This window comes from Pseudomonas sp. EYE_354 (assembly GCF_023148575.1).
In the GTDB taxonomy this organism is placed as follows: Bacteria; Pseudomonadota; Gammaproteobacteria; order Pseudomonadales; family Pseudomonadaceae; genus Aquipseudomonas.
This window is the reverse complement of the sequence record NZ_JAHXNQ010000003.1, coordinates 13,593-40,553: the sequence shown is the minus strand read 5'-3', so window position 1 is coordinate 40,553 and position 26,961 is coordinate 13,593. Positions and strand designations below refer to the sequence as shown.

The window sequence follows — 26,961 nt, the reverse complement described above, 5'->3', positions numbered from 1 at the left end:
CTTGGTTTGGTTTTTGCATTTTCCTTGTATCAGCGTGTGCCTCAAGCCCGCGCCTTGCTCCAAAAGAGGTCCTGATGACCATCAGCGATGCACTGCACCGTTTGCTACTCGACAATCTGACCACCGCAACCATTCTGCTCAATGACGACCTGCGTCTTGAGTACATGAACCCGGCCGCGGAAATGCTCCTGGCCATCAGTGGTCAGCGCAGCCATGGGCAGTTCATCAGCGAATTGTTCACCGAGTCGGCCGAGGCCTTGAGTTCGTTGCGCCAGGCCGTGGAGCAGGCGCACCCGTTCACCAAGCGCGAAGCGATGCTCACCGCTCTCACCGGTCAGACGCTGACCGTCGACTACGCCGTAACGCCGATTCTGAGCAATGGCGCGACCCTGCTGCTGCTCGAAGTGCACCCCCGCGACCGCCTGCTGCGCATCACCAAAGAAGAAGCGCAATTGTCCAAACAGGAAACCAGCAAGATGCTGGTGCGCGGCCTGGCCCACGAGATCAAGAACCCGCTCGGCGGCATTCGTGGCGCGGCGCAGTTGCTGGCCCGTGAGCTGCCGGAGGAACACCTCAAGGACTACACCAACGTCATCATCGAAGAGGCCGACCGCCTGCGTAACCTGGTGGACCGCATGCTCGGCTCCAACAAATTGCCATCGCTGGCGATGACCAACGTGCACGAAGTTCTGGAGCGCGTGTGCCAGTTGGTTGAAGCGGAAAGCCAGGGCTGCATCACCTTGGTGCGCGACTATGACCCGAGCATTCCCGACGTGTTGATCGACCGCGAACAGATGATCCAGGCGGTCCTCAACATCGTGCGCAACGCCATGCAGGCCATCAGCAGCCAGAACGAACTGCGCCTGGGCCGCATCAGCCTGCGCACCCGCGCCCTGCGCCAGTTCACCATCGGCCATGTGCGCCATCGCCTGGTAACCAAGGTCGAGATCATCGACAACGGTCCGGGTATTCCTGCGGAACTGCAGGAAACCATTTTCTTTCCCATGGTCAGCGGCCGCCCGGACGGTACCGGGCTGGGCCTGGCCATTACCCAGAACATCATCAGCCAGCATCAGGGCCTGATCGAATGTGAGAGCCATCCCGGCCACACCACATTCTCGATCTTTCTGCCACTGGAACAAGGAGCCCAATCGACATGAGCCGTAGTGAAACTGTCTGGATCGTCGATGACGACCGTTCTATCCGCTGGGTCCTCGAGAAAGCCTTGCAACAGGAAGGCATGACCACCCAGAGCTTCGACAGCGCCGACGGGGTGATGAGCCGCCTGGCGCGCCAGCAGCCCGACGTGATCATCTCTGACATCCGCATGCCCGGCGCCAGTGGCCTGGACCTGCTGGCGCGGATTCGCGAGCAGCACCCGCGCCTGCCGGTGATCATCATGACCGCACACTCGGACCTGGACAGCGCTGTCGCGTCGTATCAGGGCGGCGCGTTTGAATACCTGCCCAAGCCGTTTGACGTGGACGAGGCCGTGGCGCTGGTAAAGCGCGCCAATCAGCACGCTCAGGAGCAGCAAAACCAGGAAGCCCCGCCGGCCCTGACCCGCACCCCGGAAATCATCGGTGAAGCACCGGCGATGCAGGAAGTGTTTCGCGCCATCGGGCGCTTGAGCCACTCCAACATCACCGTGCTGATCAATGGCGAATCGGGGACCGGTAAAGAGCTGGTGGCGCACGCCCTGCACCGTCACAGCCCACGGGCAGCATCGCCGTTTATTGCGCTGAACATGGCGGCGATTCCAAAAGACCTGATGGAATCCGAGCTGTTCGGCCATGAGAAAGGCGCATTTACCGGTGCAGCCAACCTGCGTCGGGGCCGCTTTGAACAAGCGGACGGCGGCACCTTGTTTCTCGATGAAATCGGCGACATGCCGGCCGACACCCAGACCCGCTTGCTGCGCGTACTGGCGGACGGCGAGTTTTACCGCGTCGGCGGGCACACGCCGGTCAAGGTCGATGTGCGCATCATTGCGGCCACGCACCAGAACCTCGAAACCCTGGTACACGCGGGCAAATTCCGCGAGGACTTGTTCCACCGCCTCAACGTGATCCGCATCCACATCCCACGCATGTCGGATCGCCGCGAAGACATCCCGACCCTCGCTCGCCACTTCCTCAGCCGCGCCGCCCAGGAGCTGGCGGTGGAGCCGAAGCTGCTCAAAAGCGAAACCGAGGAATACCTCAAAAACCTGCCGTGGCCAGGCAACGTGCGCCAGTTGGAGAACACCTGCCGCTGGATCACCGTAATGGCGTCCGGCCGCGAAGTGCATATCAGCGATCTGCCGCCGGAACTGCTGAGCCTGCCGCAGGACTCAGCACCGGTGACCAACTGGGAGCAGGCACTGCGCCAGTGGGCCGACCAGGCACTGGCGCGTGGCCAGTCGAACCTGCTGGACAGCGCGGTGCCTGCGTTCGAGCGGATCATGATCGAGACCGCCTTGAAGCACACCGCCGGCCGCCGTCGCGACGCCGCGGTGTTGCTGGGCTGGGGACGTAATACCCTGACGCGCAAGATCAAGGAATTGGGGATGAAGGTCGATGGTGCGGATGATGATGACGGGGATGAGGGCTAAGCCTCAGATCCGCTGACAATCCCACAGGTGCATCTGTTCAAGGTTCAGGAACTGTGCACCGCTTCAAGGCACCATGAACCGGCATCGGGCATGGCGCCAACGGCAGACACCTGAACATTGCTGAAAAAAGATGAGCTGCAAAACACCAAAGCCCCGTATTCCGGGGCTTTGTGCTTTCTAAAAGATTTTTTTGGCACTCCTGCGCCACTCTGGCACGCGCCCTGCAATAACCCTGGTACAACCCAGTTTCGGGGACCTTGGTACAGGCAGGCCGAGAATCCCCTCTTTAACACCGAAGCCTCTTGAGGCTTCACACCGTTTTGGGAGCCCTGGTACAGGCAGGCCGGGAACTCCCTTCTTTACACCGGGGCTTATGCGGCGCACCGCCCTAAGCTTCAGCCCGTTTTGGGGACCTTGGTACAGGCAGGCCGGGGATTCCCTCTTTTATTGCTCTTGGAGATGGATCTCCAGCCGCCAGCGGTCGTCGACCTCCTGGCCCTGCCATTCCCCGCGCAACGGCCGAGCCGCCACCAGGTTCAGCAGCAAACCGGCATCGGCCTTGCGAATGCGCCAGTTCACATCCTTGTCACCGACCTTGAGTTGCCCACTGGCAGCCTTGCCGCCTGCGTCGAACAGCAATGCCACCGTGCCGTCGATATGTTCACCGTGCAGCTTGGGTTCCCGGTTGAACCACACCACGACACCATCCGCCACGGTCTCGACCTGCTGCAACTCCACCGGGTCCGGCGTGGTCAGGCGACCGATCATCAGGCCCACCATCAAGCCGGCAATCGCCAATGAGCCCATGACCCTCGGCATTAGCTTCGGTCTTGGGTCCTCTTCGGGGGTAGAATGCAGCGCATCTTTGCCTTCGGAGCCGTGCATGTTTCACGTCATCCTTTTTCAACCAGAAATTCCGCCGAATACCGGCAACGTTATCAGGCTGTGCGCCAACAGTGGCTGCCACCTGCATTTGATCGAGCCCTTGGGTTTCGACATGGACGATAAACGTCTGCGCCGTGCCGGGCTGGACTACCACGAGTACGCCACCCTCCAGCGCCATGCCGACCTGGCGAGCTGCCTGGAAAGCCTGGGCAACCCCCGCCTGTTCGCGTTCACCACCAAGGGCTCGCGACCGTTCCATGATGCCAGCTTCGCCGAGGGCGACGCCTTCCTGTTCGGCCCCGAAAGTCGTGGCCTGCCGGCTGAGGTACTCGATGCACTGCCGGATGGCCATCGCCTGCGCTTACCGATGCGTGAAGGGTGCCGCAGCTTGAACCTGTCCAACACCGTAGCCGTCGCGGTTTACGAAGGTTGGCGCCAACTCGGCTTCAAATAACACACAAAACGAAATGTGGGAGGGGGCTTGTCCCCGATGGCGGAGTCTCAGTCGACACCTGGGTGACTGATCCACCGCTATCGGGGGCAGGCCCCCTCCCACATTGTTTACCGCGTCGACTTATTGAACGGTCGGCGCGCCTTCCTGTTGCATGCGCTGCAGCTCTTGAGCGTACAAGGCATCGAAGTTCACCGGTGCCAGCATCAGCGCGGGGAACGAGCCACGGGTGACCAGGCTATCGAGGGTCTCACGGGCATACGGGAACAGGATGTTCGGGCAGAAGGCACCCAGGGTGTGGCTCATGGACGCCTCGTCCAGGCCCTGGATCAGGAAGATACCGGCCTGTTGCACTTCAGCGATGAAGGCCACTTCTTCGCCATTTTTGACGGTGACCGACAGGGTCAGCACGACTTCGTGGAAGTCGCCTTCCAGCGCCTTTTGACGGGTGTTGAGGTCCAGTGCGACGCTTGGGGTCCATTCCTGACGGAAGATGGCCGGGCTTTTCGGCGCTTCGAACGACAGGTCACGCACGTAGATCCGCTGCAGCGAGAACTGTGGGCCTTGAGCTTCTGCTGCTTCGGTGTTCTGTTGGTCAGTCATCGCGGATCCTTCTTGATCTTGGGGTCTTTTAGGGTTTGGGAGTCAGACGAGCAGCAGCGCATCGAGTTTACCGGCGCGCTCCAGGGCGAACAGGTCATCGCAACCACCGACGTGCCTGGCGCCGATCCAGATCTGCGGCACGGAGGTGCGCCCCGCCTTCTGGGCCATTTCGGCGCGCAGCTGGGGTTTGCCATCGACCTTGATCTCTTCGAAGGCAACACCCTTCTTATCCAGCAGAGCCTTGGCCCGCATGCAATAAGGGCAATAATCGCTGGAGTACACGACGACCTGGCTCATATCACTTCACCAGCGGCAGGTTATCGGCGCGCCAGCTGCTGATGCCACCGGACAGTTTGGCCGCGGTGAAACCAGTCTTGAGCATTTCGCGGGCGTGGGTGCCGGCGTGCTGGCCCTGGGCGTCGACCAGGATGATGGTCTTGGCCTTGTGCTTTTCCAGCTCGGGCAGGCGCGCGATCAGCTTGTCCTGGGGAATGTTCAGGGCCCCGACGATATGACCGGTGGCGAAGTCCTTGGCAGGGCGGATATCCACCACAATGGCCTCGTCCTTGTTAACCATCGCGGTCAGCTCGGACGTGCTCAGGCTGCGGCCACCACGGCTCAATTCGTGAGCGATCAGCAGCGCCAGCAGGATGACGAAGGCACCCACAAGCAGATAGTGGGCAGTGGCAAATGCAATCAGGTGATCAACCATCAAGGAGGTTCCAGGGCGTTAAAATGGCGGTAAGTATACACAGCCGTCAGGGGGGGCCAACCCCCGTAAAGCGGTGACGCGGTCGGAACTTCGCTTTAAACTGCCACTCCCTTTTCAATTGCCTTTCTTTATTAGCGCCGCGAGAGGATCTATGACTACCACGCCTAAACCTTTGGTCCTGATAATTCTCGATGGCTTCGGACACAGTGAAAGCCACCACGACAACGCGGTATACGCGGCCAGCAAGCCTGTGCTCGACCGCCTGACCGCCAGCGTACCCAACGGCCTGATCTCCGGCTCGGGCATGGACGTGGGCCTGCCGGACGGCCAAATGGGCAACTCGGAAGTCGGCCACATGAACCTCGGCGCCGGACGAGTGGTATATCAAGACTTCACTCGCGTGACCAAAGCGATCCGCGACGGCGAGTTCTTCGAGAACCCGACTATCTGTGCGGCGGTAGATAAAGCAGTGGCCGCCGGCAAGGCCGTGCACTTCATGGGCCTGCTGTCGGACGGTGGCGTACACAGCCACCAGGACCATTTGGTGGCCATGGCCGAACTGGCCTTCAAGCGCGGCGCCGACAAGATCTACCTGCACGCCTTCCTCGACGGCCGCGACACACCACCCAAAAGCGCTCAGTCGTCCATCGAACTGCTCGACGCCACTTTTGCCGCCCTGGGCAAAGGTCGCATCGCCAGCATCATCGGCCGTTACTTCGCCATGGACCGCGACAACCGCTGGGACCGCGTTTCCCAAGCCTACAACCTGATCGTCGACGGCCAGGCCGAGTTCAACGCCGCCACCGCTCAGGAAGGTCTGGAAGCGGCCTACGCCCGTGGCGAGAGCGATGAGTTCGTCAAAGCCACCACCATCGGTGAGCCGGTAAAAGTCGAAGACGGCGACGCCGTGGTGTTCATGAACTTCCGCGCCGACCGCGCCCGCGAGCTGAGCCGCGTGTTCGTCGAGGACGACTTCAACGAGTTCCCCCGCGCACGCCAGCCAAAAGTGCAGTACGTGGGCCTGACCCAATACGCCGCCAGCATCCCGGCCCCCGCCGCTTTCGCTCCGGGCAGCCTGGACAACGTGCTGGGCGATTACCTGGCGAAAAACGGCAAGACCCAGCTGCGCATCGCCGAAACCGAAAAATACGCCCACGTGACGTTCTTCTTTTCCGGCGGGCGCGAAGAACCGTTCCCAGGTGAGGAGCGCATCCTGATTCCTTCGCCAAAAGTCGCCACCTACGACCTGCAGCCGGAAATGAGCGCGCCTGAAGTCACCGACAAGATCGTCGACGCGATCGAACACCAGCGTTATGACGTGATCGTGGTCAACTACGCCAACGGTGACATGGTCGGCCACAGCGGCAACCTGGCAGCGGCGACCAAAGCCGTGGAATGCCTGGACCTGTGCGTCGGCCGCATTGTCGACGCGCTGGAGAAAGTCGGCGGCGAAGCGCTGATCACCGCAGACCATGGCAACTGCGAGCAAATGTCCGACGAATCCACCGGCCAGGCCCACACGGCCCACACCACCGAGCCGGTGCCGTTCATCTATGTCGGCAAGCGCGAATTTAAAGTGCGTGACGGCGGCGTGCTGGCCGACGTGGCCCCGACCATGTTGATGTTGATGGGGCTGGAGAAGCCGCAAGAGATGACCGGCACTTCGATCCTGATTTAATTTCAGCTCACTGCAAAACCCATGTGGGAGAGTGCACACCAGCTCCCACATGGGTTTTGCGCTATTTGATAACCACTCGGCACCTATCTTGCCCACCAGCCCGCATTGGGCGTTTTTTTTGCGGCGCTTGGCGGGCATACTAGGCCGTCCCTTTCCCTGGTGTCGCCCGCCTCTATGCTTCGCGCCTTGATTACCCTTGCTCTTGTCTGCCTGCTCCAACCGGCATTTGCCGACGAGCGCGCACAAACCCAACAACAGTTGGACGCTACGCGTCAGGACATTACCGAGCTGAAAAAACTGCTCGGCAAGCTCCAGGAAGAAAAATCCGGGGTGCAGAAAGACCTGCGCGGCACGGAAACCGAAATGGGCAAGCTGGAGAAGCAGGTCCAGGAGCTGCAAAAAGAACTAAAGAAGAGCGAGTCGGAACTGGAGCGACTCGACGCTGAGAAAAAAAAACTCCAGAGCGCACGCGTTGAACAGCAACGCCTGATCGCGATCCAGGCCCGCGCCGCCTACCAGAGCGGCCGCCAGGAATACCTCAAGTTGCTGCTCAACCAGCAGAACCCCGAGAAATTCGCGCGCACCCTGACCTACTACGACTACCTGAGCAAGGCCCGCCTGGAGCAACTTAAAAGCTTCAACGAAACCCTGCGCCAACTGGTCAACGTGGAACAGGAAATCGCCAACCAGCAGTCGCAGTTGCAAGACCAGAAAAGCGCCCTCGACACCCAGCGCGACGAACTCGACAAGGTTCGCAAGGAACGCCAACTGGCCCTGGCCAAGCTCAATGACGACGTAAAGGCCCGCGACGCCAAGCTGCAGGCCCGCGAGCAGGACCAGGCCGACCTGGCCAAAGTCCTCAAGACCATCGAAGAAACCCTGGCGCGCCAGGCACGTGAGGCAGAGGAAGCGCGGCAAAAAGCGCTGATCGCCCAGCAGGAAGCGGAAAAAAAGCGCCAGCGTGAGGCCGAGCTGGCTGCCACCACGGATGCGCCGGCACCGCGCAAACCCGCGCATCCAGCGCCTGGCCCGCTGGTTTCCAGCGCCGGCGAGTCCTTCGGCGGGCCTTTTGCTGCAGCGCGCGGCAAACTTCCATGGCCCGTTGATGGTCGATTACTGGCACGCTTTGGGGAAACCCGTGGCGACGACACCCGCGCCAAGTGGGATGGCGTGATGATCAGCGCCTCTGCCGGCAGCCAGGTCCACGCCGTCCACGGCGGGCGCGTGGTGTTTGCCGATTGGCTGCGGGGCGCCGGTTTGTTGGTGATTCTCGACCACGGCAATGGCTATTTGAGCCTTTACGGCCACAATCAGACGTTGCTCAAGTCGGCAGGTGATGTTGTAAAAGCCGGTGAATCCATCTCCACTGTCGGTAACAGTGGTGGCCAGGACACCCCGGCGCTGTACTTCGCTATTCGTCAGCAGGGTCGCCCGAGCGATCCCGCACAATGGTGCCGTTCCCAAGGATAGGGTCGCATCTACACTAGGAGTTCGTTCGACATGCTGCATTTGTCCCGCCTCACTTCGCTGGCCCTGACGATCGCCCTGGTGATCGGCGCGCCTCTGGCTTTTGCCGACCAGGCCGCTCCGGCTGCACCCGCCGCTACGGCCGCGACCACCAAGGCGCCGTTGCCGCTGGACGAGCTGCGTACCTTCGCGGAGGTCATGGACCGGATCAAGGCAGCCTATGTCGAACCCGTAGACGACAAGACCCTGTTGGAGAACGCCATCAAGGGCATGCTCAGCAACCTTGACCCCCACTCCGCTTACCTGGGCCCGGAAGATTTCGCCGAGTTGCAGGAAAGCACCAGCGGTGAATTCGGCGGTCTGGGCATTGAAGTCGGTGCCGAAGACGGCAACATCAAAGTGGTCTCGCCCATCGACGACACCCCGGCGTCCAAGGCCGGCATCCAGGCCGGCGACTTTATCGTCAAGATCAACGGCCAGCCGACCCGTGGCCAGACCATGACCGAAGCCGTCGACAAGATGCGCGGCAAGATCGGCCAGAAGATCACCCTGACCCTGGTGCGCGACGGCGGTAACCCGTTCGACGTGACGCTGACCCGCGCGACCATCACGGTCAAGAGCGTGAAGAGCCAGTTGCTGGAGTCGGGCTACGGCTACATCCGCATCACCCAATTCCAGGTCAAGACCGGCGACGAAGTGGCCAAGGCCCTTGCCAAGCTGCGCAAGGATAACGGCAAGAAGCTCAGCGGCATTGTGCTCGACCTGCGTAACAACCCAGGCGGCGTGCTGCAATCGGCGGTGGAAGTGGTGGACCACTTCATCACCAAAGGCTTGATCGTCTACACCAAAGGCCGTATCGCCAATTCCGAGCTGCGTTTCTCGGCCACCGGCAACGACCTCAGCGAGAACGTGCCGCTGGCCGTGCTGATCAACGGCGGCAGTGCCTCGGCGTCGGAGATCGTCGCCGGTGCCCTGCAAGACCAGAAGCGCGGCGTGCTGATGGGCACCACCAGCTTCGGCAAAGGCTCGGTGCAAACCGTGCTGCCGCTGAACAACGAGCGTGCGCTGAAGATCACCACCGCGCTGTACTACACGCCGAATGGCCGCTCGATCCAGGCCCAGGGCATCGTCCCGGACATTGAAGTGCGCAAGGCCAAGATCACCAACGAGGTCGACAGCGAGTACTACAAAGAGGCAGACCTGCAAGGTCACCTGGGCAACGGCAACGGCGGCGCCGACCAGCCGACCGGCAGCGCCGCGAAAGCCAAGCCGATGCCGCAGGACGACGATTACCAGTTGGCCCAGGCGCTGAGCCTGCTCAAGGGCCTGAGCATCACGCGCAGCCGTTGATATGCGTTTTGCACTGATCATCGCTGTGCTGTGCAGCCTGGCCGGGGTCGCCCATGCGACCCCGGCCGGCGAGCCGCAAAAAGCCTACCTGACCCTGATCATCGACGACCTGGGGCAAAACCTGCCCCGGGATCGGCGCGTACTGGCCCTGCCTGGGCCCGTCACCACCGCGATCATGACCGACACCCCTCACGCCGCCGAATTCGCCCGCGAAGCCCACAAGGCGGGCAAGACCGTGATCCTGCACATGCCCATGGACCCGGCCACCGGTCCGTTCGCCTGGCACCCCGAGCTGCCCATCGAAGAACTGGGCAAACGCCTGGACGCCGCGTTCAACGCAGTGCCCTACACCGCCGGCATCAACAACCACATGGGCAGCCGTATGACGGCGCAACCCGCCGCCATGGCCTGGTTGATGGCCGAACTGCAACGGCGCAACAAGTTCTTTGTCGACAGCCGTACCAGCGCGCAAACCGTGGCGGCGGCCGAGGCACAAAAGATCGGTCTGGCGCATGTTTCGCGGGACGTGTTCCTGGATGACGAACGTACCGAAGCGGCCATTGCCACGCAGCTGCAAACGGCAATCAAGCTTGCCCATAAACAGGGTTCGGCCGTGATGATCGGCCACCCTTACCCGCAAACCCTGGCAGTGCTGGAGCGCGAATTGCCCAAGCTCAAGGCCCAGGGTGTGGAATGGATCGATATCAAGTTGATGATCAGCGTGCGCAGCAACCAAGCCATGGCGGCACATGGAAAAAACGGCACGTATCTTCCGACACGTAGATAGTTACCGCTCACCACCGCACTCCCGGCTCGATAGTTGATACCTCAATCAACTGGAGACCTATCCATGAATCCCCTGCAATTCAACGACCTGCTCATCAGCTTCACCAGCGAGTTTTTACCTCTGTGGAACGATAAAGGCTCCGGTGCGCATAAACCTGTTGGCCTATGGCGACCCAGCACGACATCCGATGCACTGAGCTCGTTTTTTCCCCTGGGTGATATTGCGGCTGATCACTATCGCAATATCAACCAAAGCAGAATCGTCGCAGTCGTCAGCGATGCGAACAAAGCCGAAGGCACCGCCCTGCGTCCGCCGCTCGACTACGAGTTGGTGTGGCACGACAAGGGCACGGGCGCGCGCGCCGATGCGTCGATTTGGCGCCCGGTACCCCCACAGGGTTATGTAGCGATGGGACTGGTGTACGGTGTGAACTACGACAAACCCTCATACCACGCCGTGCGTTGTGTGCGAGAAGACCTGGTGGTGGCCGCTCAAGTCGGGGAACCGATCTGGAACGATAAAGGCAGCGGCGGCCCCAACGATCTAAGCCTGTGGTCCATCACACTTCCCGATGCATCCGCCGGAGAGCTCTACCTGGCCCCCGGCACCTTTGTTGGTAACACCACCTATGCCAAGCCTCGCCATGGGGTGTATTCGCTGCGTTTGACACTGACAGCGCAACTGAGCGACCTGCCCGCACCGCCCGCCTTCAGCGGGCTCGAACCCCCCACCCAAGTCGAAACTGCATCCACCCCCCAAGTGTGCGAGTTGCCGTGGTTTTGTGTGAAAGACCCGGAAATGACCGTGATCGAACAGTCTCAGGCGTCGCCCACGTATCGACTGGAACGTACAGACCGTCATCTGCTGGCCGGCTTCGGTCACAACACCACAGCGACCAGTCAGCCGTTCATGTGGACCGCCACCAAAGGTGAGAACGGCAGAAATGCCAAGGCCCTGACCGCCATCACCTGCGTCAACCTGTGTAGCAGGTGGCCGGATGACACACGCGGCTTCGCGCTGAAGTTCTCGGCGCATCTGGACCGAGACTTCACCCACACCCAACGCTCGGCCAAAAACTGGAGCCATTCAGCGCCGCTGGAGATCATCACGTACGCGCCGCCGCAGAAAGCCCTGGCGGCTTACCTGCTGCAAAGCGACTACCGGCTGCTACGCCAGGACGGCAGCCAGGTGTCATCCACCGTGAGCTACACCAATGGCGATCACATCTATATCAGCGAGTCCGCCGACACCCAGCCGCTGCCCGAGCAGACGCCTGCAACGCTACAACCCGCTCAAGAGGAACCGGGGCTAGAGATAGCGCGCCATGATGTCGTTGACGACACCCTCGCCCCGTAACTGATCGAGCGCCGCCTGGAGCCTGGCGACTACCTGGTCCGGCACCTCCTTGTTCAGCGCCAGGTAAAGCTGGGCACTGTTGAAGCGCAGGACCGTCTTTAGCTGGGTCACCCCGACCTGGCGGGCCAGATAGCGACCCGCCGGGTCGCCGGTGGCCCACAGGTCGATCTGGCCATCTACCAGCTTTTGCGCGTTGTCCTGGTCACGTAGCGCAAGGATCGGCTTGAGCCCCTGCCGCTCCAGGGTTTGAGCAATGGCGTCACCTTTATAGGCACCGATCTTTAAGCCGCGGGCGTGCTCGAGGTCGGCGACCTGGACCTTGCTGTCGGCCTTGGCCAGCAGCACCCAGTCATCCGGGCCGATGGGGCCGACCCACTTGAACAGCGCTTCGCGTTCCGACAGACGCGCCATCACGAATACGCCGTAGCCGGGTTTCTCCAAGGCGAGTTTGTAGATGCGCTCCCAAGGAAAACGCAGGGTGAGGTTGTAGGAGATGCCGGCGCGCTTGAAGGTTTCTCGCACGATGTCCACGGCGATGCCTTCGATGTTCTCTTCCTTGGCGAAGTTCTTGCCATTTTTCGCCATGTTGTAAGGCGGGAAGTTTTCCGTCAGCAGCACCAGGGTGTCGTCGGACGATGCTTCGGCGTGGGCGGTGCCGACCATCAGCACGAAGGTACTGGCAAGGGCGAGCAGCAGGTGTTTGAACATGAAGGTTACCGAAATCCATGGCAAGCGCAGAGAGTGCCGCGCGCCTGCCATGGTGTCCAGCAACGTTTAACGAACCACGATACCGCGCGCCGCCATGTAGGCCTTGGCCTCGGGAACGGTGTATTCACCAAAGTGGAAAATGCTCGCCGCCAGCACCGCGCTGGCGTGGCCTTCGATCACACCGTCGGCCAAATGTTGCAGGTTCCCCACGCCGCCGGAGGCGATCACCGGAATGCCCAGTGCATCGCTGATGGCGCGGGTGACGCCCAGGTCGAAGCCGTTTTTCATGCCGTCCTGGTCCATGCTGGTCAGCAGGATCTCCCCGGCGCCCAGGCCTTCCATCTTCATCGCCCACTCCACCGCATCCAGGCCGGTGGGTTTACGACCGCCATGGGTGAAGATCTCCCAGCGCGGGGTTTCGCCCGGGCCTGAGACCTTCTTGGCGTCGATGGCGACCACGATGCATTGCGAACCGAAGTGCTGCGCGGCTTCGCCGACGAACTCCGGGTTGAACACCGCGGCGGTGTTGATCGACACTTTGTCCGCGCCCGCGTTGAGCAGGTTGCGGATGTCCTGCACGGTACGCACGCCACCGCCCACGGTCAGCGGGATAAACACCTGGCTGGCCATGCGCTCGACGGTATGCAGCGTGGTGTCGCGGCCGTCGACGCTGGCGGTGATGTCGAGAAAGGTAATCTCGTCGGCACCTTGTTCATCGTAGCGACGGGCGATTTCCACCGGGTCACCGGCGTCACGAATGTTCTCGAACTTGACGCCCTTGACCACGCGACCGTTGTCGACGTCCAGGCAAGGGATGATGCGTTTGGCCAGCGCCATGGTCAGTCCTCAGCCGTTGTAGGCATCGCAGTAAGCCTGGGCCTCGGCGACGTCCAGGGTCCCTTCGTAGATCGCGCGGCCGGTGATCGCGCCGATGATCCCTGGCGCCTTGGCGTCCAGCAGCGACTTGATGTCGCCCAGGTTGTGAATACCGCCGGACGCGATCACCGGGATCCTGGTCGCGGCCGCCAGTGCGGCGGTGAACGGCACGTTGCAGCCCTGCATCATGCCGTCTTTGGCAATGTCGGTGTAAACGATCGCGGACACGCCATCGGCTTCGAACTGCTTGGCCAGGTCAATCACCTGTACGGTGCTGATTTCAGCCCAGCCATCGGTGGCGACGAAACCATCTTTAGCGTCCAGGCCGACGATGACTTTGCCGGGGAACGCACGGCACGCTTCTGCGACGAAGGCGGGGTCTTTGACGGCCTTGGTGCCGATGATGACGTAGCTCACGCCCGCCTTGACGTAATGCTCGATGGTTTCCAGGGAGCGGATACCGCCACCGATCTGGATCGGCAGGTTCGGGTAGCGCCTGGCGATCGCGGTGACCACTTCGCCATTGACCGGCTGGCCTTCAAAGGCGCCGTTCAAGTCCACCAGGTGCAGACGACGGCAGCCCCCTTCCACCCATTTGGCAGCCATGCTCACCGGGTCATCGGAGAACACAGTGGAATCTTCCATGCGGCCTTGGCGCAGACGTACGCAGGCGCCGTCCTTGAGATCGATAGCGGGGATAATCAGCATCTGGCAAACCTTATTCGAAATTCAGCAATGCTTGGGAAATCAGGGTTTCTCAAGCGACCACAGGTCGCTTTCGATGCTTTCGAACCTTTCTTTAAGGAGCGTCTGCGTATCGAAAATCGCCCTGTTGTAATAATGCGGCGCCACTTCGTGGGTGAACAGTTCGAGAATCTCGGCGACCTCGAACGAGCCCAGCTTGAGCTCGAAGCGATCTTCCATGAATCGCTTGATCTTGAGGGTGGCCTCACTCTCCTGCTCGGGCGTGAGGCTCAAGATCGGCGGCTTCGGCTTGCGGGCCATTTACCAGCGCCCGTCCCAGGCGGCGAAGTTCTGCAGCAATTGCAGGCCATGGGTATGGCTCTTCTCCGGGTGGAACTGCACGGCAAAGCGCGAACCGTCGGCCAGCGCTGCGGCGAAGTCGACGCCGTAGTGCCCGCCACCCACCACCTGGCGCGGGTTACCGGCGGCGATGTAGTAGCTGTGCACGAAGTAGAAACGCGCCATGTCCGGAATGTCGTGCCACAACGGGTGGTCCACGGTCTGGCTGACTTGGTTCCAGCCCATGTGCGGCACTTTGAGATGGGCGCCGTCCTCGTGCAGGTCTTTGCCGAAGAACTTCACCTGACCGGGGAACAGACCGATGCAGTCGACGCCGTTGTTCTCTTCACTGCGATCGAGCAAGGCTTGCATGCCCACGCAGATGCCGAGGAACGGGCGGTCCTGGCTGACTTCGCGCACCAGGCTGTCAAAGCCCAGGCGGCGGATTTCGGCCATGCAATCGCGAATTGCGCCAACACCCGGGAATACCACGCGGTCGGCTTCGCGGATCACCTTGGCATCGCTGGTGATCAGCACCTTGCCGGCTCCCACGTGCTCGAGGGCCTTGGCCACCGAGTGCAGGTTACCCATGCCGTAATCGATAACCGCGACCGTCTGCATTACAGGACGCCCTTGGTCGACGGCATTTGCCCGGCCATGCGGTCATCCAGCTCCACCGCCATGCGCAGCGCGCGACCGAAGGCCTTGAACACGGTTTCGATCTGGTGGTGGGTATTGGTACCGCGCAGGTTGTCGATGTGCAGGCTGACGAGTGCGTGGTTGACGAAACCCTGGAAAAATTCCTGGAACAGGTCAACGTCAAAGCCGCCGACGGTGGCGCGGGTATAGGGCACGTGCATCTGCAGGCCTGGGCGGCCGGAGAAGTCGATGACCACGCGCGACAGCGCTTCGTCCAACGGGACATAGGCATGGCCGTAGCGACGGATGCCTTTTTTGTCGCCGATGGCCTTGGCAAACGCCTGGCCCAGGGTGATGCCTACGTCTTCCACCGTGTGGTGGTCGTCGATATGCAGGTCGCCCTTGCTGACGATATCCAGGTCGATCAGCCCGTGACGGGCGATCTGGTCCAGCATGTGCTCAAGAAAAGGTACACCGATATCAAATCGGGCCTTTCCGGTGCCATCCAGGTTGATCGAGGCTTTGATCTGGGTTTCCAGAGTGTCGCGCTCGACGGACGCCTTACGTTCGGCCATCACCAGCTCCGCAAAATCATTGGGCGAAAAAGGCAGCCATTATAGGGGCGCGGGCGCTAAACAGAAACATCGAAGGGGACAAGACTGACGAGTTGATCAAAGCGCCCCAGCCTGGTGCGCGAAGATCATTCCCACGCTCTGCGTGGGAATGCCGCCCGGGACGCTCCGCGTCCCGCCAACTGACGCAAGACTCAGGTCCGGCGCGCTGGTGACGCGGAGCGTCAGGGGATGCATTCCCACGCATAGCGTGGGAATGATCAGGTACAGCGTTAGCGGAACAGTACCGCCGTCTTCTGCAGGGTCACCCACACACCCCACGCCAACGGAATACCCACCACCAGCCAGGCGGCAATCGCCAGAGGCTTGCTGCCGGCGGAGGCTTTCCACTCCAGCACGGTGCTGGCATCCGCGCCTTTGTCATGGCCCAGGGCCTGCTCGGCGGCCAGTTCTGCGTCGCTCATGAAGTACTTGTCGGCCACCGGACGGACCAGCAGGTTGCAGATAAAGCCCAGCACCAGCAGACCGGCGAGGATGTACAAGGTGATGTCATAAGCCGCGGCGCGCTCAACGCCGATGCTCAACTGATACTCACGCAGGTAGTTAACCAACACCGGGCCCAGCACGCCCGCCGCCGCCCATGCGGTCAGCAGGCGCCCGTGGATCGCGCCGACCATCTGGGTGCCGAACAGGTCCGCGAGGTATGCCGGAACGGTCGCGAAACCACCGCCGTACATCGACAGGATGATGCAGAACGCCGCCACGAACAGCGCGACGTTACCCAGGTGCCCCAGGTTCGGGATCAGCGCGTACAGGGCAAAGCCCAGGGCGAAGAACACGAAGTAGGTGTTTTTACGGCCCAGGTAGTCGGAGAACGAGGCCCAGAAGAAGCGACCACCGATGTTGAACAGGCTCAACAGACCGGTGAAGCCCGCTGCGATGGCCGCGATCGATGCCAATTGCCCCGCATCCAACTGGCCAAACGGCACATCCACACCCAGCAGCTTGCCGCCGAACACTTCCTGCAGCAGCGGCGAAGCCATGCCGAGGATGCCGATACCGGCCGATACGTTCAGGCACAACACCAGCCACACCAGGCGGAATTGTGGCGTTTTCCACGCTACGTTCACGTGCACGTGGCGGTGGGTGATCATCGCGTTGCTGGCTTTTTTCGCCGGCGCGGTCCAGCCCTCTGGCTTCCAGCCGGTCGGTGGCACGCGGTAGGACAATGCGCCGCCGATCATGAACACAAAGTAGATCGCCGCCATTACCAGGAAGCTCTGCCAAACGCCCACGCTCGTTGGCGAAGCGAAGTGGCCCATCAGCGCTGCAGCCAGCGGTGCACCCACCATCGCGCCGCCGCCGAAGCCCATGATCGCCATGCCGGTGGCCATGCCGCGCTTGTCCGGGAACCACTTGATCAGGGTCGACACAGGCGAGATATAGCCCAGGCCCAGGCCGATACCGCCAATGACGCCGGAGCCGATCCACATCAGCCAGATCTGATGGGTATAGATACCCAACGCCGAAATCAGCAGGCCGCCGCACCAGCACAAGGCCGATACGACACCGGCCTTACGCGGCCCGGCATGTTCCAGCCAGCCACCCCAGATCGCTGCAGAGCAGCCCAGGAAGATAAAGAAGAGGGTGTAGATCCAGCCCAGCATGGAGATGGGCCAGTCGCATTGGGACGAGAAGACTTGGGCGATGAAGCTCATGTCCGGCGCGCAAGCCACAGGTTCGGTGATACCCAGCGCCTTGGACAACGGCAACCAGAACACCGAGAAGCCGTAGGCCATGCCGATGCAAAGGTGAATGGCCAGGGCGGCCGGTGGAACCAGCCAGCGGTTGAAGCCGGGCTTGGCGATAATGCGTTCCTTGGACAGGAACGCAGGCTGTGCGGCGGCTGAACCGGCCGCAGTACTAGTGCTCATTGGTGTTTCCCCCAGTTATTTGTAGTTGTCCGTCAGGCGCTCTCTCCCTCGGCCTTGCACGCAAAGCGTGGCCGTTTTTGTTGAGTGAAGCTCCATTTTGGCGCGACGATACGTCGCAGAAGGCGGACGAACGCGCAAAGATTAGCATTTGCGAGCGCCAGAAAAACCAAAGTGACATCACTTTTATCGGAAATTTCGCTTTTATTGACGTCAAATTCCCGTTCAACCCGGTCTGGATACAATGTAACGATCGGTGACCTGCCACCGGCCGTCGGGCGTTATACTCTGCGGCTAAATTTTGAAATCGACATACAAGGACTCGCCCATGAAAGCGTTCGGCAAAATCCTGGGTCTGGTACTTCTCGGGCTGTTGCTGATCATTGTGGCTCTCGGCTTTGCCCTGACCCACCTCTTCGATCCCAACGACTACAAAGAAGAGATTCGCCAGATTGCCCGCGACAAGGCCCACATCGAGCTGACGCTCAATGGCGATATCGGCTGGAGCCTGTTCCCCTGGCTCGGCCTTGAACTGCACGAAGCCAGCGTGGCCACCCTGACCACGCCAACCCAACCCTTCGCCGATCTGCAAATGCTCGGTCTGTCGGTGCGGGTGCTGCCGCTGCTGCGCCGTGAAGTGCAGATGAGCGATGTGCGTGTCGAAGGCCTGAACCTGCGCCTGAACCGTGACAAGCAGGGCCACGGCAACTGGGAAGACATCGGCAAGAACGTGCCCGACGCAACGACCGGCACGCCTGTTCAGGCTCCGGCGGAACCGGTCGCTGAAACCAAGCCGGAAAAACCGGCCCAGCCCATCCGCCTGGATATCGACAGCCTGACGGTCAACAACGCCCGCATCGAATACAACGATGAGCAGACCGGCAAGCAGTTCAGCGCCGAGAGCATCCAACTGAGCGCCGGCGCCATCCACGAAGGTGCGAGCATTCCGGTCAAGCTCACCGCGTTTTTCGGCAGCAACCAGCCGGTCATGCGCGTCAAAACCGAACTCAACGGCAGCCTGCGCATCGAGCGCGCCCTCAAGCGCTACCAGTTCGAAGACATGCGTATCAGCGGCGAAGCCACTGGCGAGCCGCTGCAAGGCAAGACCGTGACCTTCTCCACCCAGGGTCAACTGCTGGTCGACCAGGCCGCCAACATCGCCGAATGGACCAACATGAAGCTGTCGGCCAACCAACTGCGTGCGTTGGGCGAACTCAAGGTCAACGACCTGGACAAGACGCCACAACTGAGCGGTGCACTGTCCATCGCCCAGTTCGACCTGGCCAAGTTCCTCGATAGCGTCGGCAACCCACTGCCACCAATGGCCGAGGGCAGCCTGAGCAAGGTCGAACTGGTCAGCCGTCTCAAAGGCACGCCGACCAGCCTGGCGCTGGAAGACCTGAACCTGAAACTCGATGGCAGCACCTTCACCGGTCGCGTCGCCGTGGACGATTTCGCCAAGCAGGCGCTGCGCGTGCAGCTCAAGGGCGACAGCTTCAACGCCGACAACTACCTGCCGGCCAAATCCGAATCCGCCAAGGGGGCCACCGCCGCCCGCCAGGCCGAAGTACAGAACAGCGAAGCCGGCGCCATGGCCGCCGGCGGCACCACGCCGCTCCCTGACGCACCGACCAAAGGCGCCTGGAGCACCGACAAACTGCTGCCGCTGGCCCACCTGCGCAAGCTGGATATCGACGCCGACCTAGCCTTCGACCAACTGACCTTAAGCAAATTGCCGATCCAGAATGCCGTGCTCAAAGCCTCTGGCGTTGACGGTCAACTCAAGCTCAGCACGCTGAGCGGCGGTCTCTACAACGGCACCTTCCAGGCCAACGGCACGCTGGATGTGCGCCAGAACACTCCGCTGCTGGCCCTGCAAAGCCGGATCAAGCAAGTACCGGTCGAGCGCATCCTGCAAGCCCAGGGGCAAACGCCACCGGTCAAAGGCCAAGTCACCCTCGACAGCAACCTCAGCGGTCGTGGCAACAGCCAGAAGGCGCTGATCGACAGCCTCAACGGCACCGCCAGCTTTGTGATCAACAACGGAGTGCTGCTCAACGCCAACCTTGAACAGCAACTGTGCACTGGCATCGCAATGCTCAATCGCAAGACCCTGAGCGGCGAACAGCGCGGCAAAGACACGCCGTTCCAGGAGCTGAAGGGCAACCTGACTTTCCGTAACGGCGTGGCCAACAACCCCGACTTGAAAGTGCGCATCCCTGGCCTGGCGGTCAACGGCAACGGCGACGTCGACCTGCGCGTGCTGGGCATGGACTACCGCGTAGGCATCATCGTTGAGGGCGACCAGCGCGAAGTGCCGGACCCGGCCTGCGAAGTAGGCGCCAATTTCCGCGACATCGAAGTGCCGCTGCGCTGCCGTGGCCCGCTGGAACTGGGCGCCAAGGCCTGCCGTCTGGATAAGGACGGCTTGAGCCAGGTAGCGATCAAGGCGGCCGGCAACAAGCTCAGCGACAAGCTGGAAGAGAAGCTCGACAAGGTGAATCCACAGCTCAAAGATGCTTTGAAAGGCCTGTTCAAACGATGAGAAACGAGCAGTTTTCGCAGGCGGTACTCAATTGGTACGACCGCCATGGCCGTCATGACCTGCCCTGGCAACAGGGCATTACGCCCTACCGGGTGTGGGTCTCGGAAATCATGCTGCAACAGACTCAGGTGAGCACCGTACTCAATTACTTCGACCGTTTCATGGCCTCCCTGCCGACGGTCGAAGCCCTGGCCGCCGCGCCGGAAGACGAAGTGCTGCACCTGTGGACCGGGCTGGGTTACTACACCCGGGCGCGCAATCTGCAAAAGACTGCAAAGATCGTGATGGCCGAGTACGGCGGCGAGTTTCCCAGGGATGTCGAAAAGCTCACCGAGCTGCCCGGCATCGGCCTTTCCACCGCCGGCGCGATCGCCAGCCTGAGCATGGGCCTGCGCGCGCCGATTCTGGACGGCAACGTCAAACGCGTACTGGCACGCTTTACCGCGCAAGAGGGTTACCCTGGCGAGCCCAAGGTGGCCAAACAGTTGTGGGCCACCGCCGAGCGCTTCACCCCCCATGACCGCGTCAACGCTTACACCCAGGCGATGATGGACATGGGCGCCACCCTCTGCACGCGCAGCAAACCCAGCTGCCTGCTGTGCCCGCTGGAAAAAGGCTGCGAAGCCCACATGCTCGGCCTGGAGACGCGCTACCCGATCCCCAAGCCGCGCAAGACCATCCCCCAGAAGCGCACGCTGATGCCGATGCTGGCCAACGCCGAAGGTGCGATTCTGCTTTACCGGCGCCCTTCCACCGGCCTGTGGGGCGGTTTGTGGAGCTTGCCGGAGCTCGACGATCTGCAAGACCTCGAACACCTGGCCAACCAGCACGCCCTTGAGCTGGGTAAACAGCAGGAACTGCCCGGCCTGGTCCACACCTTCAGCCACTTCCAGTTGGCCATCGAACCCTGGCTGGTACAGGTCAAGGAATCCGCCCATCACGTGGCCGAGGCCGACTGGCTCTGGTATAACCTCGCCACCCCGCCGCGCCTGGGCCTTGCCGCCCCGGTCAAGAAACTGCTCAAGCGCGCGGCCGATGTATTGAATGCAGGAGTGTCGTCATGACCCGCACCGTAATGTGCCGCAAGTACAAAGAAGAACTGCCAGCCCTGGAACGCCCTCCGTACCCGGGCGCCAAGGGCCAGGACATTTACGACCACGTCTCCGCCAAAGCCTGGGGCGACTGGCTGAAACACCAGACCCTGCTGATCAACGAAAAGCGCCTGAACATGATGAACGCCGAAGACCGTAAATACCTGGCGGGCGAAATGGACAAGTTCTTTTCCGGCGAGGATTACGCCAAGGCCGACGGCTATGTTCCACCTGCTCAATAATTGAACAAAAACCGGGGTCGACACGTAAGCGACGGTAATAATTAAAATTTTTTTGAAAACTTGCTTGACGACCCCCTGAAAAACCCGTTTAATGCGCCCCGTTGCCCAGATAGCTCAGTCGGTAGAGCAGGGGATTGAAAATCCCCGTGTCGGCGGTTCGATTCCGTCTCTGGGCACCACTCATTAGTTTCAGGTGGTGCAAACGCCATCTGAAACACACAAGAAACCCGCCCAGTGCGGGTTTTTTGTTGCCTGCGATTTATGGCGTAGATCCGCAGCACTTAACGCCACCCCGGATCTGCGCGCACGCAACCCCCTACTTGAGTAAAAACACCCACAACGGGTTGTCGTTCAAGCGCCCCTCGAACGCAGGTGCCAGCGACTCCATCGCAGTGCCGTGCAGCAACGCACCCTCCTTGCGCGACATAATTACCCAGGCGGGTCGCGGCACTGTGCCTAACCGCTCAAGCTCGTGACTGCCGATAAACACCGGCTGCTCATCGTGGTCCAGGTTCATCATGTAACGCACCGCCCAGGTATCGCGGCCCAGATTGATAAACACCAAGGGCCCCGGCTGCGCATGACGCAACGCTTCCACCTGCCGGACAAACGCGCGGGTATCGAACTGCAGATCCTTGGCCGGCTCGATCACTGTCACCAGCAGCAGCCACTGCGCCGCCAAGGCGATCAGGCTCAGCCACACCAACCGCGCCGTCCGCCGCCAGGCGAGCAACGCCGCCACTTGCAACACCACCAGCGCACTCGTCAATAACGGCAACGAAACGTCTGGCCAGTAACCGTGCTTTTGCCAGCTATGCCGACAGACAAAGACTACAACCGCACACAACGCCGGCAGCGCCGCGACAAGGCCTTCGTAGCAGCGGCGCACGCCAACGAGCCAGCCTTGCGCCTGGAGCAGCCCATAGGCGGCGACAGCCGCAAACATCGGCACCATGGGCAAGATGTAATAAGCCCGCTTGAAGTGCGGCACCGACAAGCCAAGCAAGATCATCAAGCCGCAGGCGCCGAGACGCACCACCAACTGCACGGTCTCGTCACCGCGTTCAGCCCAGCGATGACGCAAGGCGATCAAGGTGGCCAGCGCCAATGGCACCACCGGGAAATAGCGGTACAAGCTCAACTGAAAATAGAAATAAAACGGCTCGCCGGTTTCGTCCAGGCGCCCGCCCACTTGCATCCTGAACACCTCATCGGCGAATGCATCGCCACCGCTGATACGCGCCAGTTTCACCAGCACCCACCAACAGGCGCCCAGCAACACCAAGCCAGCGATGCCGTGGACCAACACCTGTTTGAGTCGCTCCCCAGGCCTGCCCAACGCCCAATACACGCAGGCCACGCCGCACACCTCGATCAGCCCCAATGGCCCGCGTATCGCAAAACCCAGGACGAACAACGGGAACACCGCAAGCTGCCGCCAGCGCCCGCCGCTGTGCAGCAGATAGAAGCTGGCGATACAGAGCAGCGCCACCATCTGGTCCAGGCATACCGAGCGGGACTTTTCCAGCAGTTGGGTGGTGAGCAAGGTCAGCAACACCGTGAGCAGCGCCCACTGCCGGTTCGACGCGACCAGCAAGCGATAGATCAGCGCCACCACCCCGGCAGACGCCAACGCGGTGGGCAGCACGTTCGCCAGGTGATTGGGCGCGCCAAACAGGCGGGCAAACACCAAGCTGAAGAAGGTCGCCGTGCCAGGGTAATCCGCGTAAGGCTGGCCGTAGGTTGTCGGGAAAAAACTCGCGCCATGGCGAAACATTTCTTGCAGGAACAACGCCCAGCGTCCGTCAAACCCTTGGGGTTGTTGATCCCAGATCCCCAAGGTGAACAGCAGCAAGGCAAACACAAAGATGCCCAGGGACTCCAGGCGGAAACGGCTGCGGTGATCCATCGGTTGACCTGTCAGGTGGGGGCGCCGACTTATGGTGCCGAGCGCGCCCCTGAATAGCGCCTGAACAGACCTGAAGATTCACGCAATCAGAGGCGCGCGGGCCACACCAGTGCGGGGATAAGGCGGATGTAGATCAACTCGGCGACCAATTCCAGCAAGGTTTGCAGGATCACCGCCGTGGCGGCCAACCCCCGCACGTCTTCGGGCAGGGCCAGCGCCAGGGGCAACACCACCAGCGAATTACGCGTCGATGCGCTGAACGTCACCGCCCGCGCCGTGAGCGCCGGTAGCCTGAACATCCATGCTGTGAGCATTCCCGCCAGCGGCGCCAAGACGATAAAGCCCAGATAGACCGGAATCACCGGCAGCAACAGGCCGATATCGCGCACCACCGAGGTCACCTGCGAGCCAATCACCACAAACAACACCGTTGCCATCGCCGGTACCGGCAGCCAGGCCCAGGCGCTGTTCCATGCATTGATCACAGAAGAGCGCCGCGCCAGGGAAGTGGTCAGCACCGCCAGCACCATCGGCACCACGATCAACCACACAAACGCCTCCACGAACGGTCCAACCGTCACCACCACCTCGGCCTGCGCGCCCAGCATGAACCCCAGGTACACCGGCAACAGCGCCAACTGCAGCAACAACAGCAGCGGTGTGGCCGCCAGCATCAATCGCGAATCGCCCTTGCCCAGGTGGGTAAACACCACCACGTAATCGATACACGGCGTCAGCAACACCAGCAACGCCCCCACCAGCAACGCCGGGCGCTCTTCCAGGCCACGGGTCAACCCCGCTACCAGCAGCGGCACCAAAATGAAGTTGGCCAGCAGCAACGCCGCCAGGAAACGCTTATTGCCCAAGCCATCACGCAGATCCAGGAAAGGGATCTGCAGGAACATCGCGTACATCAGTACCGCGATGGCGGGCGTGACCAGTGAGCCGAGAGCATGAGCCAATATGGGAGCCATCAGGCCAACGATAGCGGCCAGAAGCACAGCGACGAAGTAGAGCGGGATCTGGTGGTGTTCAAGGGCGTCGCGGGTCATGTGCAGCACTCAAGAAAATCGCAAAGGCGCCAGCCTATGCGCAAGGCGACCCAAGGTCGACCCGTGCAACCCTGGCGTCTGCGGATTTTCTGGCGAATGCGCACCAACGCCACAAGCCACCACGAAGAACCCCTTGGGATTTGCCCCGACCTGCGCTTCAATACCCCACCCAGATCCAGAACCTTAGGACGTTGAGCCCATGGCCTCGCCGAACAAGCAGCAAAAACGTGCCCAGCGGGCAAAGACCAAGGCCAAGCAAAACCGCACCCAACGTGCCATCGCCACCAAGCCGGACGCATTCGCCGGCGATGACAGCCGCATTGATCTTGAGTCGGTGGATTTGACCGAACTGTTCGTGGAAATGCGTGAGGCCGGCGAAACCAGCCAGCAAGCGTTGTGCGCCGCATTCCTGGCCCACCCGCTGCTGGCGCTGGTGCTGGAACAGGAAGGCGAAGAAGCCGCCACCGACTTTATCCTGGCAGTGCTGATCGAATATCGGCAGTGGGCCACCGACAGCGACGATGAAGCGTCGGCGCTGGCGTGGATCGAGTCACCAGCGTTCCAGGCAGATTACGTCGCGGCGTCCCAGGCCCTCACCGACGCCCAAGACTGACGCAAAAAAAGTGGGAGGCGGCGCGTGCCCCCTCCCACATTTTTAACCGCCCTGGGTCAGTTGAGGACCGCAGCCCCTGCTCTCTGCGCCTTGCGACGGCTCGACACAATCAGCCCCGCCACCACCACCAGCAAGCTCAGCACGCCGGTCGCAAGGATCTCAACGCGGTGCGCCTCCTGGAACAGCATGATGGTCAGTGTGCCCACGATAAACACCATCACCGCGTAGGTCAGGCCAGGAAACAGCCACATTTTGAAGACGATCTTCTCGCCCGCCGCCGCGCGCTTCTGGCGCATGCGCAGTTGCGACACCGCGATCACCAGGTACACCAGCAACGCAATGGCGCCGGAGCTGGCCAGCAGAAACTCAAACACCGCCGCCGGTGCCACGTAGTTGGCAAACACCGCCAGGAACGCAGCCCCGGTGGACAGCAGCACCGCCCAATAAGGCGTACCGCTTTTATTGGTGCGCTTGGCCACGGCCGGTGCGTCACCGCGACGGCCCAGGGAGAACAGCATGCGCGACGCGGTGTACAACGCCGAGTTAAGGCAACTGGTCACAGCCACCAACACCACCAGGTCGACAATCAGCTTGGCATTCGGAATGCCCATGCGCTCCAGCACGGTCTGGTACGAACCTACGGCCGCCAGGGTCGGATCGTTCCATGGCACCAGGGACACAACGATGAAGATCGACAGCAAGTAGAACAAGCCAATCCGCCAGATCACCGAGTTAGTGGCCTTGGTGATTTGCTGGCCTGGGTTCTTCGATTCGGCCGCCGCGATGGTGACGATCTCGGTGCCCATGAACGAAAACATGGTGGTCAGAATGGCCGCCAATACGGCGCCCATGCCGTTAGGCATAAAGCCTTGGGTGTCGAACAGGTGCGACACGCCGCTGACCTGGCTGGTGGGCAGGAAGCCGAAAATCGCCGCCAGGCCAAGAATCACAAAGCCCACGATCGCCACGACTTTGATCAGCGCGAACCAGAACTCGAATTCGCCGTAGTTCTTCACGCTGAACAAGTTGGTGGCGGTCAGCAACAAGGTGATGACCAAGGTAAAGGCCCAGATGGCCACGTCGGGAAACCAGGCATGGAGGATGGTCGCGGCAGCGTTGGCTTCCAACGGAATTACCAATACCCAGAACCACCAGTACAACCAGCCGATGGTGAACCCGGCCCAGTGCCCGATCGCACGGTCGGCGTAGGTGGAGAACGAACCGGTGTCCGGCGATGCCACGGCCATTTCGGCCAGCATGCGCATCACCAAGACCACCAGCGTACCCGCAGCGGCATACGCCAGCAGTACGGCCGGGCCGGCGGCAGCAATCGCGTGGCCGGAGCCGACAAACAAACCGGCACCAATAACGCCGGCGATCGACAGCATGGTGACGTGACGCGGTTTGAGCCCCTGTTCGAGGTCATTGGAGCTTTGCGTACTACTCATTGACACACCTTTGCGAGGAATTGCGAAAACGGTCCGCCCGGCCTGGGTTCTGCCTCGTGAAGAGAAACCAACAGGGCGTTCTTTATTTTTTACGCAAGATTTGCGCCAAAATGTTACAAAAGCCCGGTTGACGCGGGCTGTAGAAGATTTCAAGAGTGATCGCAAGTCATTGAGAACAATGGCATTTAGCTATAGCGTTACCGTGCGACTCACATTCAAGACGAAGGCGTGCACCAAAAACGCACACACAAAGCGCGTGACGCTCCCTATAAGTGCCGATAGGTACCGTTTGCCCGTTTAATCCTTCCAACACCCGGCCAAAGCTGGCACCATCGCGCCCTTTTTTACGCGAAGCCTGCGGTTTTCCCGGTTCAAACGGTTGTTCGGTTGTTGATGGCGCGACACGCTGCTGTGCCGATGCGACACCCTG

The 26,961-nt window shown here is 61.3% G+C and carries 26 protein-coding genes and 1 tRNA gene; 13 read left to right on the top strand and 14 right to left on the bottom strand.

The window, feature by feature from the left end:
- The first annotated feature begins 74 nt into the window (after positions 1-74).
- Positions 75-1,160, top strand: a complete 1,086-nt coding sequence (gene glnL, locus KZX66_RS04875) for a nitrogen regulation protein NR(II) (protein WP_248077013.1) — start codon at positions 75-77, stop codon at positions 1,158-1,160.
- Entirely contained in the window at positions 1,157-2,593 is a 1,437-nt protein-coding gene (gene ntrC, locus KZX66_RS04870; protein ID WP_017849926.1) for a nitrogen regulation protein NR(I), read from the top strand. The genes glnL and ntrC overlap by 4 nt, the downstream gene beginning before the upstream one ends.
- Positions 2,594-3,037: 444 nt before the next feature.
- On the opposite strand, the gene KZX66_RS04865 is transcribed toward ntrC, so the two are convergent.
- Positions 3,038-3,478: a hypothetical protein gene (locus KZX66_RS04865; RefSeq protein ID WP_248077010.1), complete on the bottom strand. Its 441-nt coding sequence runs from the start codon at positions 3,476-3,478 to the stop codon at positions 3,038-3,040.
- On the opposite strand from KZX66_RS04865, the gene KZX66_RS04860 reads away from it, so the two are divergent.
- Positions 3,477-3,932, top strand: coding sequence for a tRNA (cytidine(34)-2'-O)-methyltransferase (locus KZX66_RS04860; protein WP_248077008.1), 456 nt, complete (start codon positions 3,477-3,479; stop codon positions 3,930-3,932). The genes KZX66_RS04865 and KZX66_RS04860 overlap by 2 nt on opposite strands.
- A 120-nt stretch (positions 3,933-4,052) precedes the next feature.
- Here the strand turns inward: KZX66_RS04860 and secB are convergent, their stop codons facing one another.
- The 3 genes from secB to KZX66_RS04845 are packed head-to-tail and all read right to left on the bottom strand — an operon-like array spanning position 4,053 to position 5,244.
- Positions 4,053-4,532 carry a protein-export chaperone SecB gene (gene secB, locus KZX66_RS04855; RefSeq protein WP_014716520.1) on the bottom strand — a complete coding sequence of 160 codons (480 nt, stop codon included), beginning with the start codon at positions 4,530-4,532 and terminating at the stop codon, positions 4,053-4,055.
- Positions 4,533-4,574: 42 nt separating this feature from the next.
- Positions 4,575-4,829: a glutaredoxin 3 gene (grxC, locus tag KZX66_RS04850; protein WP_248077006.1), complete on the bottom strand. Its 255-nt coding sequence runs from the start codon at positions 4,827-4,829 to the stop codon at positions 4,575-4,577.
- Position 4,830: 1 nt separating this feature from the next.
- The gene (locus tag KZX66_RS04845; RefSeq protein WP_248077004.1) at positions 4,831-5,244 is read right to left on the bottom strand and encodes a rhodanese-like domain-containing protein; all 414 of its coding nucleotides are present in this window, start codon (positions 5,242-5,244) and stop codon (positions 4,831-4,833) included.
- Positions 5,245-5,395: 151 nt separating this feature from the next.
- Between KZX66_RS04845 and gpmI the strand changes: the two genes are divergently transcribed.
- The 5 genes from gpmI (at position 5,396) to KZX66_RS04820 (ending at position 11,882) form a co-directional block, all read left to right on the top strand.
- Positions 5,396-6,922: a 2,3-bisphosphoglycerate-independent phosphoglycerate mutase gene (gene gpmI / locus KZX66_RS04840; RefSeq protein ID WP_248077002.1), complete on the top strand. Its 1,527-nt coding sequence runs from the start codon at positions 5,396-5,398 to the stop codon at positions 6,920-6,922.
- Between the two features lie 174 nt (positions 6,923-7,096).
- Positions 7,097-8,392: a murein hydrolase activator EnvC gene (locus KZX66_RS04835; RefSeq protein ID WP_248077000.1), complete on the top strand. Its 1,296-nt coding sequence runs from the start codon at positions 7,097-7,099 to the stop codon at positions 8,390-8,392.
- 30 nt (positions 8,393-8,422) lie between these two features.
- Positions 8,423-9,739 (top strand): S41 family peptidase, encoded by a 1,317-nt coding sequence (locus KZX66_RS04830; protein ID WP_248076997.1) that lies wholly within the window; start codon positions 8,423-8,425, stop codon positions 9,737-9,739.
- Between the two features lies 1 nt (position 9,740).
- Positions 9,741-10,526, top strand: a complete 786-nt coding sequence (locus KZX66_RS04825) for a divergent polysaccharide deacetylase family protein (protein ID WP_248076993.1) — start codon at positions 9,741-9,743, stop codon at positions 10,524-10,526.
- Between the two features lie 63 nt (positions 10,527-10,589).
- A complete protein-coding gene (locus KZX66_RS04820) occupies positions 10,590-11,882 on the top strand; it encodes a Vps62-related protein (RefSeq protein ID WP_248076991.1) in 1,293 nt (430 codons plus the stop codon).
- Here the strand turns inward: KZX66_RS04820 and KZX66_RS04815 are convergent.
- From KZX66_RS04815 to KZX66_RS04785, 7 genes are all read right to left on the bottom strand, one after another.
- Positions 11,835-12,590 (bottom strand): ABC transporter substrate-binding protein, encoded by a 756-nt coding sequence (locus KZX66_RS04815; protein ID WP_248076989.1) that lies wholly within the window; start codon positions 12,588-12,590, stop codon positions 11,835-11,837. The genes KZX66_RS04820 and KZX66_RS04815 overlap by 48 nt on opposite strands.
- Before the next feature lie 66 nt (positions 12,591-12,656).
- Positions 12,657-13,427 carry an imidazole glycerol phosphate synthase subunit HisF gene (gene hisF / locus KZX66_RS04810; RefSeq protein WP_003171107.1) on the bottom strand — a complete coding sequence of 257 codons (771 nt, stop codon included), beginning with the start codon at positions 13,425-13,427 and terminating at the stop codon, positions 12,657-12,659.
- 9 nt (positions 13,428-13,436) lie between these two features.
- Positions 13,437-14,174 carry a 1-(5-phosphoribosyl)-5-[(5-phosphoribosylamino)methylideneamino]imidazole-4-carboxamide isomerase gene (gene hisA, locus KZX66_RS04805; RefSeq protein ID WP_057010603.1) on the bottom strand — a complete coding sequence of 246 codons (738 nt, stop codon included), beginning with the start codon at positions 14,172-14,174 and terminating at the stop codon, positions 13,437-13,439.
- A 39-nt stretch (positions 14,175-14,213) separates the two neighbouring features.
- Positions 14,214-14,471 carry a DUF2164 domain-containing protein gene (locus tag KZX66_RS04800; protein WP_248076987.1) on the bottom strand — a complete coding sequence of 86 codons (258 nt, stop codon included), beginning with the start codon at positions 14,469-14,471 and terminating at the stop codon, positions 14,214-14,216.
- Entirely contained in the window at positions 14,472-15,110 is a 639-nt protein-coding gene (hisH, locus tag KZX66_RS04795; RefSeq protein WP_248076985.1) for an imidazole glycerol phosphate synthase subunit HisH, read from the bottom strand. It abuts the gene before it with no gap.
- Complete coding sequence (hisB, locus tag KZX66_RS04790; protein WP_003218037.1) at positions 15,110-15,703, bottom strand: imidazoleglycerol-phosphate dehydratase HisB; 594 nt, start codon at positions 15,701-15,703, stop codon at positions 15,110-15,112. Before hisB ends, hisH begins: the two co-directional genes overlap by 1 nt.
- 269 nt (positions 15,704-15,972) lie before the next feature.
- Positions 15,973-17,634 carry an OFA family MFS transporter gene (locus KZX66_RS04785; protein ID WP_248076983.1) on the bottom strand — a complete coding sequence of 554 codons (1,662 nt, stop codon included), beginning with the start codon at positions 17,632-17,634 and terminating at the stop codon, positions 15,973-15,975.
- A 325-nt stretch (positions 17,635-17,959) separates the two neighbouring features.
- On the opposite strand from KZX66_RS04785, the gene KZX66_RS04780 reads away from it, so the two are divergent.
- The 4 genes from KZX66_RS04780 to KZX66_RS04765 all read left to right on the top strand — a co-directional run bounded on the left by KZX66_RS04780 (position 17,960) and on the right by KZX66_RS04765 (position 21,688).
- Positions 17,960-20,176 (top strand): AsmA family protein, encoded by a 2,217-nt coding sequence (locus KZX66_RS04780; RefSeq protein WP_248076980.1) that lies wholly within the window; start codon positions 17,960-17,962, stop codon positions 20,174-20,176.
- Entirely contained in the window at positions 20,173-21,240 is a 1,068-nt protein-coding gene (gene mutY, locus KZX66_RS04775) for an A/G-specific adenine glycosylase (protein WP_248076977.1), read from the top strand. The genes KZX66_RS04780 and mutY overlap by 4 nt, the downstream gene beginning before the upstream one ends.
- Positions 21,237-21,509 carry an oxidative damage protection protein gene (locus KZX66_RS04770; RefSeq protein WP_095186157.1) on the top strand — a complete coding sequence of 91 codons (273 nt, stop codon included), beginning with the start codon at positions 21,237-21,239 and terminating at the stop codon, positions 21,507-21,509. The genes mutY and KZX66_RS04770 overlap by 4 nt, the downstream gene beginning before the upstream one ends.
- 103 nt (positions 21,510-21,612) lie before the next feature.
- Positions 21,613-21,688 (top strand) — tRNA-Phe (locus tag KZX66_RS04765).
- 137 nt (positions 21,689-21,825) lie between these two features.
- On the opposite strand, the gene KZX66_RS04760 is transcribed toward KZX66_RS04765, so the two are convergent.
- On the bottom strand, positions 21,826-23,418 hold the full coding sequence (locus KZX66_RS04760) for a hypothetical protein (protein WP_248076974.1): 1,593 nt from the start codon (positions 23,416-23,418) through the stop codon (positions 21,826-21,828).
- Between the two features lie 86 nt (positions 23,419-23,504).
- Positions 23,505-24,470 carry an arsenic resistance protein gene (locus KZX66_RS04755; RefSeq protein WP_248076971.1) on the bottom strand — a complete coding sequence of 322 codons (966 nt, stop codon included), beginning with the start codon at positions 24,468-24,470 and terminating at the stop codon, positions 23,505-23,507.
- A 199-nt stretch (positions 24,471-24,669) separates the two neighbouring features.
- On the opposite strand from KZX66_RS04755, the gene KZX66_RS04750 reads away from it, so the two are divergent.
- Positions 24,670-25,083: a hypothetical protein gene (locus KZX66_RS04750; RefSeq protein WP_248076967.1), complete on the top strand. Its 414-nt coding sequence runs from the start codon at positions 24,670-24,672 to the stop codon at positions 25,081-25,083.
- Between the two features lie 56 nt (positions 25,084-25,139).
- Here KZX66_RS04750 and gabP read toward each other — a convergent pair whose 3' ends face one another.
- Complete coding sequence (gabP, locus tag KZX66_RS04745; RefSeq protein ID WP_248076964.1) at positions 25,140-26,531, bottom strand: GABA permease; 1,392 nt, start codon at positions 26,529-26,531, stop codon at positions 25,140-25,142.
- Positions 26,532-26,961: the final 430 nt, after the last annotated feature.